15 protein-coding genes are annotated in these 15,560 nt (G+C 56.4%); 11 read left to right on the top strand and 4 right to left on the bottom strand.

What is annotated here, in order from left to right; all coding sequences use genetic code 11:
- Positions 1-202: 202 nt before the first annotated feature.
- Both HUO07_RS04110 and HUO07_RS04115 read right to left on the bottom strand, forming a co-directional pair.
- A complete protein-coding gene (locus HUO07_RS04110) occupies positions 203-2,767 on the bottom strand; it encodes a heavy metal translocating P-type ATPase (protein ID WP_176302496.1) in 2,565 nt (854 codons plus the stop codon).
- On the bottom strand, positions 2,764-3,192 hold the full coding sequence (locus HUO07_RS04115) for a MerR family transcriptional regulator (protein ID WP_176302497.1): 429 nt from the start codon (positions 3,190-3,192) through the stop codon (positions 2,764-2,766). Before HUO07_RS04115 ends, HUO07_RS04110 begins: the two co-directional genes overlap by 4 nt.
- Before the next feature lie 265 nt (positions 3,193-3,457).
- On the opposite strand from HUO07_RS04115, the gene HUO07_RS04120 reads away from it, so the two are divergent.
- The 8 genes from HUO07_RS04120 (at position 3,458) to HUO07_RS04155 (ending at position 11,427) form a co-directional block, all read left to right on the top strand.
- Positions 3,458-4,810 (top strand): OmpP1/FadL family transporter, encoded by a 1,353-nt coding sequence (locus HUO07_RS04120; RefSeq protein ID WP_176302498.1) that lies wholly within the window; start codon positions 3,458-3,460, stop codon positions 4,808-4,810.
- Positions 4,811-4,973: 163 nt separating this feature from the next.
- Positions 4,974-6,072, top strand: a protein-coding gene (gene prfB / locus HUO07_RS04125; protein WP_101147687.1) for a peptide chain release factor 2 whose coding sequence is annotated in 2 segments (ribosomal slippage) — positions 4,974-5,048 and positions 5,050-6,072 — 1,098 coding nt in all. Because the reading frame shifts where the segments join, the coding sequence is not laid out codon by codon here.
- 33 nt (positions 6,073-6,105) lie between these two features.
- The gene (gene lysS / locus HUO07_RS04130; protein ID WP_176302499.1) at positions 6,106-7,617 is read left to right on the top strand and encodes a lysine--tRNA ligase; all 1,512 of its coding nucleotides are present in this window, start codon (positions 6,106-6,108) and stop codon (positions 7,615-7,617) included.
- A gap of 83 nt (positions 7,618-7,700) precedes the next feature.
- Positions 7,701-8,087, top strand: coding sequence for a hypothetical protein (locus tag HUO07_RS04135; RefSeq protein WP_176302500.1), 387 nt, complete (start codon positions 7,701-7,703; stop codon positions 8,085-8,087).
- Between the two features lie 245 nt (positions 8,088-8,332).
- On the top strand, positions 8,333-9,736 hold the full coding sequence (locus HUO07_RS04140; RefSeq protein WP_176302501.1) for an MFS transporter: 1,404 nt from the start codon (positions 8,333-8,335) through the stop codon (positions 9,734-9,736).
- A 41-nt stretch (positions 9,737-9,777) separates the two neighbouring features.
- The gene (locus HUO07_RS04145; protein ID WP_035564934.1) at positions 9,778-10,086 is read left to right on the top strand and encodes a BolA family protein; all 309 of its coding nucleotides are present in this window, start codon (positions 9,778-9,780) and stop codon (positions 10,084-10,086) included.
- Positions 10,083-10,961, top strand: a complete 879-nt coding sequence (locus HUO07_RS04150) for a hypothetical protein (protein WP_176302502.1) — start codon at positions 10,083-10,085, stop codon at positions 10,959-10,961. Before HUO07_RS04145 ends, HUO07_RS04150 begins: the two co-directional genes overlap by 4 nt.
- On the top strand, positions 10,951-11,427 hold the full coding sequence (locus HUO07_RS04155; RefSeq protein WP_176302503.1) for a GNAT family N-acetyltransferase: 477 nt from the start codon (positions 10,951-10,953) through the stop codon (positions 11,425-11,427). Before HUO07_RS04150 ends, HUO07_RS04155 begins: the two co-directional genes overlap by 11 nt.
- 38 nt (positions 11,428-11,465) lie before the next feature.
- Here HUO07_RS04155 and zapB read toward each other — a convergent pair whose 3' ends face one another.
- Both zapB and rsmD read right to left on the bottom strand, forming a co-directional pair.
- Positions 11,466-11,660, bottom strand: a complete 195-nt coding sequence (gene zapB / locus HUO07_RS04160; RefSeq protein ID WP_008959905.1) for a cell division protein ZapB — start codon at positions 11,658-11,660, stop codon at positions 11,466-11,468.
- Between the two features lie 134 nt (positions 11,661-11,794).
- Positions 11,795-12,427, bottom strand: coding sequence for a 16S rRNA (guanine(966)-N(2))-methyltransferase RsmD (gene rsmD, locus HUO07_RS04165; protein ID WP_176302504.1), 633 nt, complete (start codon positions 12,425-12,427; stop codon positions 11,795-11,797).
- Positions 12,428-12,517: 90 nt separating this feature from the next.
- Between rsmD and ftsY the strand changes: the two genes are divergently transcribed.
- Genes ftsY through ftsX form a run of 3 tightly spaced genes read left to right on the top strand, consistent with a single transcriptional unit; the run spans position 12,518 to position 15,518 of the window.
- On the top strand, positions 12,518-13,813 hold the full coding sequence (gene ftsY, locus HUO07_RS04170) for a signal recognition particle-docking protein FtsY (protein ID WP_176302505.1): 1,296 nt from the start codon (positions 12,518-12,520) through the stop codon (positions 13,811-13,813).
- Positions 13,810-14,478 carry a cell division ATP-binding protein FtsE gene (gene ftsE, locus HUO07_RS04175; RefSeq protein ID WP_008959902.1) on the top strand — a complete coding sequence of 223 codons (669 nt, stop codon included), beginning with the start codon at positions 13,810-13,812 and terminating at the stop codon, positions 14,476-14,478. Before ftsY ends, ftsE begins: the two co-directional genes overlap by 4 nt.
- Positions 14,475-15,518, top strand: coding sequence for a permease-like cell division protein FtsX (gene ftsX / locus HUO07_RS04180; protein ID WP_176302506.1), 1,044 nt, complete (start codon positions 14,475-14,477; stop codon positions 15,516-15,518). The genes ftsE and ftsX overlap by 4 nt, the downstream gene beginning before the upstream one ends.
- Positions 15,519-15,560 lie beyond the last annotated feature (42 nt).

Genomic DNA, 15,560 nt, shown 5'->3' on the forward strand with positions numbered 1-15,560 from the left:
CTCTAATATGAATTTAGCTATCGTCGCATATGCAGTAAATAACCGGAAGATTCCCTATCGTTTACCTTGGCGCACGCTGCGTTACTAAGTAGGAGTAAGGTGATCGTCTGGCAATATTGCCAAGGTTATTTGACACTGCCAAGCCAGAACCACCACACAATCAGTGCGATAAGCCCCAGGCCTGCCAAGTTGATCAGTAAGCTCATGAGGATTCCTCCTGGCTAGCTTTCCATAGCCGCAAGCGGTTGGCATTACTCACCACGGTGATGGAAGAGAGTGACATGGCAGCGCCCGCTATCATCGGTGAGAGCAGCATGCCGGTGAGCGGGTAAAGCACCCCCGCCGCGATAGGAATACACAGCAGGTTGTAGCCAAAGGCGCCCACCAGGTTCTGTTTGATATTGCGCAGCGTGGCGCGACTGATCTCTATCGCAGACGCCACTCCGTGCAGCGAGCCACGCATTAGCGTGATACCCGCGCTCTCAATCGCCACATCGGTGCCTTGGCCAATCGCAAAGCCCACATTCGCTCGGGCCAGCGCTGGGGCATCATTGATGCCATCGCCCACCATGCCAACGATTTCCCCTGCCTTTTGACGGCGCTCAATCTCGGTGTGCTTGTCTTCAGGCAACAAGCCCGCGCGAAACTCATCGATGCCCACCTCCCGGGCAATGGCTTTGGCGGTGTGCTCGTTATCCCCGGTTAACATAACGATGGTTAAGCCGTCTTTCTGAAGGCGCTTGATCGCGGCCACCGTGTCGTGGCGAAGCGGGTCGCTGATGCCAAAAAGCGCGGCCAGTTTTCCATCTACCGCTAGATAAACCAGCGTGCGGGCCCGCTCCTCCAGAGCACGAGCCTGCTCTTCACCTGCTTTGAGATCCACACCGGCCTCGCTTAACAGGCGCGCATTGCCCAGCAGCAGCGCTTTGCCATCAGCGGTTTGGGCTTTTACCCCGCCACCGGTCACGCTGTCGAAACCATTAACCTCGGCAGAGGGGGCGTTGTGTTCATCTGCGTAGTTCATTAACGCCGCTGCTAGGGGGTGTTCGGAGCCGCGCTCAAGCGCGTTCACCAGCGCCAGCACGGTAGATTGCTCCACGCCAAACATCTGTGCATCAGTAACACTGGGCTTGCCCTGGGTGAGCGTGCCGGTTTTATCGACGACTAGCGTGGTCAGCTTGCTCGCGGTTTGCAGCGCCTCGCCGCTGCGCACAAGCACCCCGTGCTCCGCTGCTTTACCGACGCCTATCATGGTCGAGATTGGCGTGGCCAGGCCCAGCGCGCAGGGGCAGGCAATGATCAGCACGGTGGTCGCCGTCACCAGCATATGGATCACTTGGGGAGCGGGCCCTAGGTTGAACCACACCAGGGCAGTCAATACGGCAATGATCATTACCGCAGGCACAAAAACGCTGGAGACCTGGTCGGCGAGCTCGCCAATCGGAGGCCGCGAGTTCTGAGCGCTTGCCACCTGCTCGGTAATCTGGCCCAGCCGGGTGTCGGCGCCTACTCGCGTTGCTTTATAGACCAGCCCGCCACGGCCATTCACCGTGCCAGCGCTGACTTCATCCCCCTCACGCTTCGCTACCGGTAGGGGTTCGCCGGTAAGCATCGACTCGTCGATATGGCTTTCGCCTTCGGTTACCCGGCCATCCACAGGCAGGCGTTCGCCGGGCCGCACACGAACGTGGTCGCCCGTTTGCACGGCATCGATCTCAACCTCCTGCTCTTGACCATCGCGAATAACCCGCGCTGTTCGGCTCTGTAGATCAAGCAGGCGCTTTAAAGCATTGCTAGTGCGCCCCCGGGCGCGAAGCTCCATGGCATTGCCGAGCAGAATCAGCCCGATCACCATGGCGGAAGCTTCAAAATAGATGCCTTGAGCGACTTCCGGTAACCATGGTGCGAACAGCACCACCGTCATGGAGTAGAGCCAGGCAGTGCCGGTGCCCATGGCAACCAATGTATCCATATTGGCTTGGCGATGCTTAAACTGCTTCCAGGCGTTGACAAAAAAGTGCCGCCCTGGGAAGGCCATAATGCCCAGGGTTAATAGACCAATCAGCAACCAGTAGAGACGCCCTAGCCCCATAGGATGAGGGTGGAAAAACAGCATGCTAACCATGAGGGGGATCGCCAATGCCAGCGAGATAGCACTGCCGCGCAGCCGTTTTTGGTAGGTCTTGGCATCCTGCTCTACCCGGGTGCGTTCGGCTTCTCGCATATCCACAATTGGCTCGGCACCGTAGCCCGCTGACTCAACGGCGGCGATCAACGCTTGGGTCTCGGCACTGCCAAACACTTGGACGGAGTGGGTGCCAAAATTGACGCTGGCGGTGTCCACACCCTCGGTACGTTCAAGCGCTTTTTGAACGCTTTTGACACAGCTGGCGCAGGTCATCCCGCTAATCGCCAAGCGCTGCTTTTTGCCCTGGCCATGTCCTTGAGAATGGGAAGGGTGACTTGCAGCCTTTTCAGCTTCAGCGGGTGGCGCGTTATCTGGCTGCTTATCAGCAGCGTTTGGGACTGTTGGCGGATAGCCCGCCTCGGTCAAGCATTGATCAAGCTCGGCGTCGGTTAACGTCGAAACCACCTCAAGGCGTTTTTCGTTAGGCGTGCCGATCACGTCAGCGTCAGGGTCGATAGTTTGAATCGCCTCGCGCATACGCTTAACGCAGCCCTGGCAGCTCATGCCGGGGATGGTTCGTGTGGTGGCGTCATTGGCAGTGCTGACGCCTGAGGCGGCTTCGGTAGAGGAGTCACTCATGGGGCCTCCTTGGTAGACGTGGAGTCAGGAAAACTCTCAATCAGGCGGCACACGCTGTGGCCGTCGGGAGACCCGTCGGGCATTTTCTGCCAGCTCTCCATGGCCTGTTCCATTCGTTCGGCTAGCGCTTCGAGCTCGGCAATGCGTGCGCGTACTTGTGGTAAACGGCTAGCGAGTAGGTCGCGTACTAATGGGCAAGGGGAGTCACCTTGGTCGGCGTGGGTCAGGATGTCGCGAATCTCCGCCACGCTAAAACCTAATTTGCGCGCCCGTTGAATAAAGCGCAGCCGCTCTAAGTCGGTATCGGAAAATAGCTGATAACCGTTATCGGGGTGCCGCTGGGGGGCAAGCAGCTGTTCACGAGCGTAATGGCGCACGGTCTCCGCGGTGACGCCGCCTCGTTTGGCAAGCTCATTAACTTTCATGACCTGTTCTCCCAGCTTGTTAACTAATGACTATCCAAGTGTAGAACCTATGGGTAACCCATAGGTCAAGGGTGTCTTTGGCTATCAGCCAAAATGACTAAAACACTGATTTAAAACGGCCGTGCGACTAATGTATAAGGCAAAAATTAAATAAAACGAACGTTTGCCCTTGAACCTTTGGCCCAGGTGCGAGAAAACAGTCATGTAAAAAATAAAGAGGGTGGATCGTCGGTATCCACTGGATCATCGGGAAGAGAGGCCCACTATGAATAATAAATTTAATAAGCTCAACCTGGCTGCTGCCATCACAGCAGCCTTCGCCAGCCAAGCCCATGCGGGCGGGTACCAAATTAATGAGCAGAGCGTTAGTGGGCAGGGCTATGGCCATGCAGGCCGAAGCTCGAATGTGCATGATGCCACCATCGTATACGGCAACCCGGCGGGTATGTCGTTTTTAGACCGGGCGCAGATTACTGCAGGTGCTACTTATCTAAACGTTAGTACTGATATTTCTAACGCCGAAGCTTCTCGTACTTTAGACTCAGGTTTGGCCACTGGTGTAGGGCCAAGCGGTAGCCAAATTCCTGTAGGCAGTATCCCTGGGGGTAATGATGGAGATATGGTGCCGGGTACAGCGATTCCCTTTGCTTTCTATGCGCACCCCGTCAATGATCAGCTAGCGTTTGGTTTTGGTGTATATGCGCCGTTTGGCTCTAAAACTGATTATGAAGATGATTTCCAAGGCCGCTATTTTGGCAATTACACCGAGCTGACGGTAGTCAGTGCCCAGCCGACGGTTGCTTATCGCTTTAATGAGCAGTGGGCGGTAGGTGCGGGTGTGACTTACAACCAAGTAGAAGGTGAGCTTCGTCGTCAAGTTCCGAGTGGTCTTAATTATGACCCCGCTACGGACATTGATGCACGTGTTGAAGGTAAAGATGAAGCATGGGGCTATAACTTAGGTGTTATCTATCGCCCGGTACCCGAAACTACGTTGGGTCTAACTTACCGTTCGAAAGTTGACTATGAGCTTGAAGGTGACTATAGGGCCATTGCTCCGGATGGCACAACAGCCCCAAATCCAAGTACGGGTGCTCCTCTTCAAAGTAACGCTAATTTAGATTTAACCACACCTGAAACAGTTAATTTCTCACTAACTCAACAGATGACTGACCGCCTTAAACTGATGTTTGGCGCCTCTTGGGTGCGCTGGAGCCAGTTTGAAGAAATTCGGGTTGTGAATGATCAAGGTGGTCTTATTACCCAAGAGCCGCAAAACTATGAAAATGTTTGGGCCTTTGCCACTGGCGGCGAGTATCAGCTAACACCCACATTGGCGCTCCGCGCTGGGGTAACACTAGACTTTACGCCATCTAATGATGAAGACCGTAGCGTACGCATTCCCTCTGATGATCGTCGTATATTCTCTCTGGGCGCAGGCTGGAGCCCTACGCCTGATATGACGTTAGACTTTGCTTACTCCTATCTAACCGAGCGTGGCACTTTTGTAGATCAGCAGCGTAATGATTCGCTAAATGGAGCAGGTGGTGCCACTTACTCCGCAGACTACAAAAACGAAGCTCACGGTTTTGGCGCGCAGTTAACCTATCGCTTTTAAGCCTTTAAGAGCCCGTTACCAACGAAACCCGGCGCCCGCCGGGTTTTTTATTGCCTTGTGACAGGCCATTGGATGCGGGGCGTGTCGGCTTTCGTTACACTATGCGCTTTTCTGATCGATACACCTCTGTACGACCAGATACAGACAAAGCTAGGGCGATCCCATGTTGGAAACCAACCCGATTCACAACCAGATCAAGGACCTGTCTGAGCGGACAGACGTTCTTAGGGGGTATCTTTGACTATGCCGAGAAGAAAGATCGGCTAGAAGAGGTTACCCGCGAACTGGAAGACCCCAATGTCTGGAATGATCCAGACTACGCGCAGAAGTTAGGCAAAGAGCGCGCCTCCCTCGAAGCCATCGTGGCCACTATTGACGATCTTGAGCAAGGCCTTGGCGATAGCCGGGATCTGTTAGAGCTGGCTGAAATGGAAGAGGACGAAGGTACCGTTGATGAGGTGCGCCAAGAGCTGGACAGCATGCAAGCCGCGTTAGAAAAGCTTGAGTTTCGGCGCATGTTCTCCGGCGAAATGGACCCCAATAACGCCTACCTGGAAATTCAGTCCGGTTCCGGTGGGACGGAAGCCCAGGACTGGGCCAATATTTTGCTGCGCATGTACCTACGCTGGGCGGAGAGCCACGGCTTTAAAGCCGATATCACCGAAATCTCCGCAGGCGAAGTGGCAGGCATAAAGTCGGCCACCGTGCATGTTCAGGGCGATTACGCCTTCGGTTGGCTACGTACCGAAACCGGTGTGCACCGCCTAGTGCGTAAAAGCCCGTTTGATTCCGGCGGTCGTCGGCACACCTCCTTCGCGTCGGTATTCCTGTCCCCGGAAATTGACGACAGTTTCGAAGTGGAAATTAATCCCTCGGACTTGCGCGTTGATACCTACCGTTCCAGTGGCGCGGGCGGCCAGCACGTTAACACTACCGATTCAGCGGTGCGGATCACCCACGAACCGACTGGTATTGTCGTGGCCTGCCAGGGACAGCGCAGCCAGCATGCTAACCGCGACTTTGCCATGAAGCAGTTAAAGGCGCGGTTATGGGAGCATGAGATGCAAAAGCGCAACGCCGCTAAGCAGGAAGCCGAAGACTCCAAGGCGGATATCGGCTGGGGCAGCCAGATTCGCTCTTACGTGCTGGATGATCAGCGCATTAAAGATTTGCGCACCAGCGTGCAGTCCAGCAACTGCGATAAAGTGCTCGACGGGGATATTGATCAGTTTATCGTCGCCAGCTTAAAGCAAGGTTTGTAATTTTTTAGCGTTTGAACATGAACAGGGTGCCCCATGGCTAACCAAGACGTGTCTCCTGCAGACAACGAAAACCACCTGATCGCCGAGCGCCGTGCCAAGCTGGCCGCTCGCCGCGAGCGCGCCGCTGAGCAGGGAAAAAGTGCGTTTCCCAATGACTTTCGCCGCGATAGCTTAACCGTCGAGCTGCAAAACACCTTTGGCGATAAAGAAAAGACCGAGCTTGAAGCGCTGGATCACCACGCCGCTGTGGCAGGTCGTGTGATGCGTCAACGTGGGCCATTTATCGTTATTCAGGATGTGGCAGGGCAAATCCAGCTCTACGTGGATAAGAAAGGCTTACCCGCTGACGTGCTTGAAGACGTTAAAAGCTGGGATATCGGTGACATCGTCGCCGCTCATGGACCGGTACATAAATCCGGCAAGGGCGATCTGTACGTGATGATGAAAGAGGCTCATCTGCTCACCAAGAGCCTGCGCCCGCTGCCCGATAAGTTTCACGGCCTGACCGACATGGAAGCCCGCTATCGTCAGCGCTATGTGGATCTGATCATGAACCCGCAGTCGCGCAAAGTATTTGAGACTCGCGCAGCGGTGATCAGCTCCATGCGTCGCTTCTTTGAAGCCCGTGGCTTTATGGAAGTGGAAACACCCATGCTCCAGCCGATCCCCGGTGGCGCGGCGGCACGGCCTTTCATTACGCATCACAATGCGCTGGATATCGACATGTATCTGCGTATTGCGCCTGAGCTCTACCTCAAGCGTTTAGTGGTGGGCGGCTTTGAAAAAGTGTTTGAGATTAACCGCAATTTCCGCAACGAAGGGTTATCAACGCGGCACAACCCAGAATTCACCATGGTGGAGTTCTACTGGGCGTATGCGGATTACCGCGACCTGCTCGACATGACCGAAGCTATGCTGCGCACAGCGGCTGAAGAAGTGCTGGGCAGCGCGGTGATTGAGTATCAGGGCGCGAGCTATGATTTTGGTCAGCCGTTTACCCGCTTGACGCTGCGCCAGGCAATTCTTGATCACGGCGACGGCATTGCCGATGATGATTTGGATTCGCTGGACGCTGCGCGGGCCATGGCTGAAAAACTGGGTATCAAGGTCAAGGAGAGCTGGGGTCTAGGCAAGGTGCAGACGGAAATCTTTGAAGAAGTGGCCGAGCACAAGTTGGATCAGCCCACCTTTATCACCGAGTACCCGGCTGAAGTCAGCCCGTTGGCGCGGCGTAACGACGCTAACCCCTTCGTCACCGACCGCTTTGAGTTCTTTGTCGGTGGGCGTGAAATTGCCAACGGTTTCTCGGAGCTCAACGACGCCGAAGACCAAGCAGAGCGTTTCCGCGCCCAGTCAGCGGAAAAAGACGCTGGCGACCTGGAGGCGATGTACTACGATGCGGATTATGTGCGGGCATTGGAGTACGGTATGCCGCCTACCGCGGGAGAAGGTATCGGTATTGATCGCCTGGTGATGCTGTTTACCGACAGCCCTTCCATTCGTGATGTGCTGCTATTCCCGGCGATGCGCCCCGAAGTGGTTTAAACCATTCGATAGCGGATGAAAAGTTGGTAAGGGCCCGTTATAGCGCCCATAATGGTCAACGTTTCGACGGCGAGGAGAATCCCATGAAACTGCTTAACCGCTCCGCACTGAGCGTCAGGCCGACCCAGTCCTTTGTGGACTGGATCAACGCGCTGGAACCCACCATGGGAGACGACGACCTGACCCTGGACGACGTCGAACGTGAAAGTACTATTTATCTGATTCCAGAGATGGATACTCCGGAGGCGCTGGAAACGTTTGTGCGCGAGCGCTGCGTGGAAATTCTCGAGACTGAGTTGCGCGCTTGGGAAGAGGATGAGCGCCAGTGGCCAGACAAGATCGATTGGGCACTGTTTCAAGAATTTGTGCGCGTTGAACATAGCTACTTAGCAATTGATTTGGACGACGAAACAGCCCTTGAGATTTCCGAAGTGGATGATGCATTGTTATTAGACAGTGAGCAGGATTAGCGTGCTAATATTTTAGGCAAGCTCAGTGCTGCCTGCGCGGCTGTTTGATACGGCTATTTAGCGCACAAAGAAACCGGCTTAGGCCGGTTTCTTTGTTTTCAAGCTCATGGTTTTCAAGTTAATTGTTTTCGAGATAATTGTTTTGAAAACAATAGTTTTGAAGACGGCGGTTTTGAAAATAAGCATTCTGAAAATAATGGTTTTAGCCGTTTCGTTTAAAGAAATCTCTTCCCTAGGACTTCGCTATGCGACTTTTTGAAACTCGCCCTGGCGACGATGGCCTGCCTGGGCCTGAGCGTGCCTTGGCCGTGCTGGCGTTGGTAACCGGTACCTTGATGGCGGTGGTGGACACCACCATGATCAATCTGGCGCTGCCCACCATCGCTGCGGATCTAAATGTGTCGGCATCCCGAGCGGTATGGATCACCAACCTCTTTCAAGTGGTCTGTGCGGCTTTTTTGCTCGTCTTCGCGGGCATTAGCGAGTTGATCACGCGGCGCAGGCTTTACCTGTTCGGGCTGGCGACCTTTGTTACTGCTGCGCTGGGGGCAGCGCTATCGCGTAACCTGGAAACGCTGCTGGTGTTTCGCGCTTTCCAGGGGCTGGGCGCCGCCGCGACGCTCTCCATTGGTCCGTCGCTGTATCGGGCTATTTTCCCTTCGCGATTGCTGGGTAGCGCGCTGGGCTTGAGTGCGTTGGTGGTGGCCGGTGGCTACGCCGCGGGGCCCACATTGAGCGGGGTGATCTTGTCGTTTGCCGACTGGCCCTGGCTGTTTGCCTTAAATGTGCCGCTGGGCCTCTGCTCGCTATGGTTGGCCAAGCGTGCCTTGCCCCAAGACGAGCGGCGAAAAGGCAGCTTCGATGTGGCTGGGGCATTGCTCTCGATCGTTATGCTGGCCAGCTTCTTTATTGCCATGGACGCCGTGAGCCACGCCGCGCCGATTTGGCAAAGCGGTGGCTGGGCGCTACTGGCGGTGCTGGCCTGTGCCGGTTTTATTGCCCGCCAGCGTCGTGCGCCTTATCCATTACTGCCGCTTAGCGTATTTGCCGAGCCGCGCTTTACGCTGGCCGTTTCTGCCTCTGGGCTTGCCTTTATTGGCCAGGGTCTTACGTTTGTTGCCCTGTCATTTTTCTACCAGGAACAGATGGGGTTTTCACCGCTGGAAACCGCTTGGCTATTCACTCCCTGGCCGCTGGCTATCATGTTCGTTGGCCCTGTGGCCGGGCGCCTAGCCGACCGAATTAATCCCAGTATTCTTTCCAGTACAGGGCTTAGCTTGCTGATCATTGGCCTGATTGCGCTGGCGTTAGTTGATGAGTCGACCGGAGTAGCCGGCAGTTTATGGCGCACCGCGTTATGTGGCATTGGCTTTGGGCTGTTCCAGCCGCCCAATAATCGCGAAATGATGGGCAGCCTGCCGCCGGAGCGCAGCGCTAACGTTTCAGGGGTAATGAGCACCACGCGCACGGTGGGGCAGTCGTTCGGCGTCGCTCTGGTCGGCGCCGCCCTGGCGTTGGGGTGGCCGGTGCAGGTAACGCTCTGGTTGGGGGCGGTAACCACGCTGCTAGCGCTATTGGCAAGCGTTGCACGTATGCCACTGGCAAGGCGTGCATTACACGCTCGTCGGGCATCGTCTGCCGGGCAGTAAGCGCGTACAATAAAATGGTTTGTAATCTCAAGGAGACCCCCATGACGCTGCAGACACAGATTGAGCAGAAGTTAGCGGCACTCGCGCCCGATGTGCTGCAGGTTGAAAACGAAAGCCATATGCACAGCGTGCCCGCGAACTCTGAAACCCACTTCAAAGTGACGCTGGTAAGCGATGCCTTCGACGGCATGATGCCGGTGAAGCGCCACCAGCAGATTTATGCGCTGCTGGCCGATGAGCTGTCAGGGCCGGTGCATGCCCTGGCGCTGCATCTTTATACGCCCGCCGAGTGGCAGGCGCGTGGCGGAGAGCGTCCGAATTCGCCCAACTGCCGTGGCGGCGGAAAGTGAACCAGGAAGTTATTCGGCGCCACTATCTGGACGCCATGGGCATTACCGCCTGGGGCTCGCGCTACCAACTACCCAATGCACTGCCTACTGAAGCCTGCGATTGGGACGATGTTGCGCCAGCCCCTACGCCACCCCGGGAGCGGCTGCAGGCGCTGTTGGATGATGCCCCCGCTCCAAGGCGGAACGCGCCTGAACCTCAGGCGTCAGGCGAGGCGATAGCCTCGCCTTCGGCAGTACGCGCGTTGTTGCTGAAGGATAAGCCCAGCTCAGAAAAATCGGACCAAGCCAAACAGAGCCAAACCAAGCAGGTTGGCGCCCAATCCGATAAGGCTGAGCCTACTGCTGATGCAACACTTGCTACGCCAGCCAAGCCCCTTAAGTTCTCCCTCTCCTGTCTATGCCTTAATGGCCGCTGGTTAGTGCTGCAAGCGGGCGAAATGCGTGCACTTGAGCAGCAAATGTTGGCTAATCTACTTCAAGCAGCGGGTATTCAGCAGAGCGCATTGCCGGAAGTAACGCACTTTACTTGGCCGCAAATGACCAATGCCTTTGCTGTTGAGGACCCACTAGATGAAGCGCGCGAAGGGTTAGCAGCCTTTATTGCAGGCCAAGTAAGTCGGCAGGAGTGGCAGCTAACCCGGCTGCTCTGGTGGGGCGAGCTGGGCGCTGGCCAAGCGCCGCTGGATCGTATACTGAACGTGAACGAAGGCCAAAGTCACACGCTCTCGCTACCTGTCTGGCAGGGGCCAGCGCTTGCCGCCCTTCTCGACGGTACCCATAGTAAGCGCGCTCTGTGGCCAGAGCTGCAGGCCTTAAACCAGCAGTGGACGCGCGATAGTTCAACCGTCGCTGAGCCAGCAGTTAATGATCACTGAGCTTAGCGTTGAGCATCTAGCCTTATTGACGGCTCTTGAGGGTCAGGCGCAAAGCGGTACCTCCGACTCACAAATGCTGGAAGCACTGGGCAGCCAAGACACCTGTGTAGTGGGCTGGTGGCAGGGTGAAAAGCTGCAAGGTTATGCCATCGTGGCGCGACTGCCGTTTGAGGCGGAGCTGCAAGCGATAGGGGTTGTGCCTGAGTGCCGCCGCAGTGGGGCGGGCTTGGCATTGATGGAAGCCGTTTTAACGCAAGCCCAACGCTGGTCAAGCGAGCGACTGTTGTTGGAAGTGCGAGTGGGGAATCTAAGCGCTATTCGGCTCTATCAGCGCATGGGGCTTACCGAAGACGGGTACCGGAAAGGATACTACCCGGCTCAGGCCGCTCATTCGGCCCCAAGCGACCCAGCTGCACAAAGTACCGCTGGGCGCGAGGATGCACTGCTGATGTCGCGGACACTCTAAGCTGGTCGTGAGACTCTGTCGGCCGCGAGTGGCGTCGATTAAGAGGCGCTGGACGTGTCGAGACTATCGAATTTGCTGAGTAGGCTATTGAGGCGACGCTCCCACTCTTCGCGCTCCTCTTTCAGCTTGGCGTTTTCGCCACGCAGCTCTTCATTTTCCAGTTTCATCATTTCCAGCGCATCAACAGTATCGGTGACTTTCTGTTCAAGCTGATTAAATAGTTCCAAGCTCATGTATATCTCCCTAGCGTAAAAACGAGACCAAAAAAACGGTAGTAAAAAAGTACCCAAAAAAACAAGCGGAAAGCTTGCCAGCAGGGACGAATGAAGCGAGCGTAACGCCACCACCGCGTGGCGGCAAGCGCTGTTTACCGCTGGTGACGTTGATAGAGCCGTGCGGTGCTTTCACCCGCCTGGGTTTCGCGGTGTAACTGCCAGTTGGCGGGCACCTCTGGGGCAAGCGATGTCTCGGTTTCTAGGTAAATCATTGCCCCGTCACTCAACCAGCCGCCACTCTCCAGCGCTTTACAGCATGGTTCGGCCAACTGCTGATGAAAGGGCGGGTCGAGAAATACCAGTGAATAGGGCTGTGCAGGACGTGTCAGGTAGGTCTGAACATCGTTAATATGCACCGCGCTTGAGGTAATATGCAGAGAGGTCAGATTAGTCGACAGCTGCGCTGCCACCCGCGGGTCGCGCTCGACAAAATCGACACAGGCCGCACCGCGAGAGACCGCTTCAATTCCGAGTGCGCCGGTACCGGCGAAGAGGTCGAGTACCTGTTGACCATAAAGCTGCTGCCCTAGCCAATTGAACAGCGTTTCACGCACGCGGTCAGGTGTTGGGCGCAGGCCGGGGCTATCCAATATGGGCAGCTGGCGGCGGCGAAACTCACCGCCGATAATGCGCAGTTTGCCAAGTGATTTACCAAGCGGTTTGCCACCTCGCTGAGCAGGCGTGCGGCGGGAAGCGGATGAGCGGGAGGAGCGTTGTCGTGTCATGAGGCGGATTGTAGCGGGCTGCTTATCCAAAGTCTCGGGTTAGGGTGTTAGCATAACCTTAATGTTCACTATTTATATTGAGTAACACACATGTTTGGTTTTTTTAAGCGTAAGAATAAGCAAGACCCGCAGCAGGCGCCAGAGGAAGAACAGCGTCTAAAAGATCAGCCTCAAGAGCGAGCTGATGAGGGGGGCATTGAGGCTCCAGATACCTCTTCGGAAGCCGTTGAGGAGGTCCCGCCCGTGCCGGATACTTTGCCAGAGCCAGAGCCAGAGCCAGAGCCAGAGCCAGAGCCAGAGCCAGAGCCAGAGCCAGAGCCAGAGCCAGAGCCAGAGCCAGAGCCAGAGCTAACGCCCGCCCCAGAGCCAGTTCGTGAAACGGCTCAACGTCCTGCTTTACAGGAAAAGCCAGTCGCCGAAAAAAGTGAACAGCAAGGCGAACAGAAAGGCTGGTTTGCGCGCATCAAATCAGGCCTTGGGAAAACCCGCGCCAATCTAACCGACGGCATCGCCGATCTGTTTTTAGGCAAGAAACAGATTGATGACGAGCTGCTGGAAGATCTGGAAACGCAGCTGCTAATGGCCGATGTCGGTATTGACGCGACGACCGAGATTATTGGCCGCCTGGAAGCGCGCGTCTCACGCAAAGAGCTAAATAACCCTGAGGCGCTTTACCGTGGCTTGCAGGAAGAGCTGTCCACCATGCTGGCGCCGGTCGCCAAGCCGCTGGTGCTGGAGAAAGCGGGCAAGGGGCCGTTTGTTATTTTAGTGGTGGGTGTTAATGGCGTGGGTAAAACCACCACCATCGGTAAGCTCACTCAGCGGTTTCAGCGCGAAGGCAAAAGCGTTATGTTGGCGGCTGGTGACACTTTTCGTGCCGCGGCCGTTGAGCAGCTCAAAGTATGGGGCGAACGCAACCATGTGCCGGTGATCGCCCAGCACACCGGTGCGGACAGCGCCTCGGTAATTTACGATGCGGTAGCGGCCGCCACTGCGCGAGGTGTAGATGTGCTGATCGCCGACACCGCCGGGCGGCTGCATAACAAAAGCCACCTGATGGAAGAGCTGAAAAAAGTCCACCGGGTGATGCAGAAGCTAGATGACACCGCGCCACACGAGGTGATGCTAGTGTTGGATGCGGGCACCGGGCAAAACGCTATATCCCAAGCCAGCACCTTTAATGATGCCGTGCCAGTGAGCGGGATCACGCTAACCAAGCTGGATGGCACCGCCAAAGGCGGCATTATCTTTGCACTGGCCAAACAGTTGGAAACACCCATTCGCTTTATCGGCGTAGGGGAGGGTATCGACGACCTGCGCCCCTTCGAGGCTAATGATTTTGTCCACGCGCTGTTTGACCGCCAAGGGGACGATGCCAGCGCATGATTGCCTTTGAGCATGTGGGAAAACGCTACGGCGGTCGTTTCGAAGCCCTGGCGCATCTCAACTTTCGGGTCGCTCGGGGCGAGATGGTGTTTCTGACCGGCCACTCCGGTGCGGGGAAAAGCTCGCTACTACGCTTAGTGATGCGTCTTGAGAAACCTAGTCGCGGACGCGTCGTCGTGGCGGGGCACGATATTGCCCAACTGCATGCCAGTCAGGTGCCGTTCTATCGGCGTCAGATTGGCGTGGTCTTTCAGGATCACCAACTGCTATTTGATCGCAGTATTTTCCACAATGTCTCGCTGCCACTGGAGATCCAAGGGGTTGAGCCCCGTGAAGCCGCCCGCCGCGTGCGTGCAGCGTTAGATAAAGTGGGGCTGCTGCACCGTGAAAAGGCGTTGCCGATAGAACTGTCGGGTGGCGAGCAGCAGCGCGTCGGTATTGCCCGGGCGGTGGTCAATAAGCCTGCGCTACTGCTTGCCGATGAGCCCACGGGTAATCTGGATCCACAGCTGTCAGCGGATATTATGGCGCTGTTTGAGGATTTTAACCGAATTGGTACCACGGTAATGATCGCCAGCCACGACTTGGCCCTGATTGCCCAGTTGCGCCACCGCATCCTGCGTTTAAGCGATGGTCGTTTGGTGGCCGACGAGGGGGCAGCATGAAGTCCTCCGCGACCCCAAGGCGCCAGCAGGGAGCGGCATTAAAAACGCCGCGTAAAGCCGCTGCTAAACCACTGGCCGATAAACCCTCACAGCGAGGTGCGCGTTCCCAGCAAACGCGCTTTTCCAGCCGCCTGCGGGCCTGGGGACGCCACCATCGCAGCATGGCGTGGGATAGTTTTCAGCGCTTGGTACGTTATCCCTTGGGTAACCTGCTGACGATGCTAGCCATCGCCATTGCCCTGGTGCTGCCCGCTGCGTTGTGGTTGACCCTGGACAGTGCGCGCCTGCTGGATGCCGAGCTTGATGAAAGCGCCACGCTTACCGTTTATCTGGAATTGAGCACCGACGCTGCCCAGGCGCAACGTATAGAAGAAGCGGTCAACGCTGAGCAGAGCGTGCTCGAAACCCGGTTGATCAGCGCTGAGCAGGGCATGGCGGAGTTTCAGCAGTCGCTGGGGCTGGATAATGCCTTGGCGGGTTTGGAGAGCAACCCGCTGCCCATCAGTATCGTGGTGCACCCGTCAAGCATCGAACCGGTCGCCATGCAGCAGTTGGCTGCTACGCTTGAAGCCTTTTCTGGGGTTGATGAGGTGCGTCTTGATCTGGCCTGGGTGGAGCGACTGAGGAATCTGGCTGAACTGGGAAGGCGCGTTGCCCTGGCGCTGGGAGCGCTGTTTGGCCTGGGCGTTTTGCTAGTGGTTGGCAACACTATTCGCCTGTCGGTGGAAAGTCGCCGCCGCGAGATTGAAGTGGTGATGCTGATTGGCGCCACTCACGCCTTTGTCAGACGCCCATTTCTGTACAGCGGGGCTTGGTACGGTGTCGGTGGTGGGCTGTTAGCGCTGGGTCTGTTAGGCCTGGGGAATCATTGGCTTTCTCTCCCGGTAGCTGCCCTGGCGGCGAGCTACGGTGCCAGCTTCTCATTACCTCAACTCGACGTGACAGGCTCTACAATTCTGCTATCTTGCAGTACACTACTAGGCTGGTTGGGTGCTTGGTTGGCGGTAACTCGCCATCTCTCAAGTATCCGCCCAAAATGATTCAGCAGGCCGATTCAATAGCGCGTGAACCTTATTCTCGCG

This window comes from Vreelandella maris (assembly GCF_013371085.1).
GTDB lineage: Bacteria > Pseudomonadota > Gammaproteobacteria > Pseudomonadales > Halomonadaceae > Vreelandella > Vreelandella maris.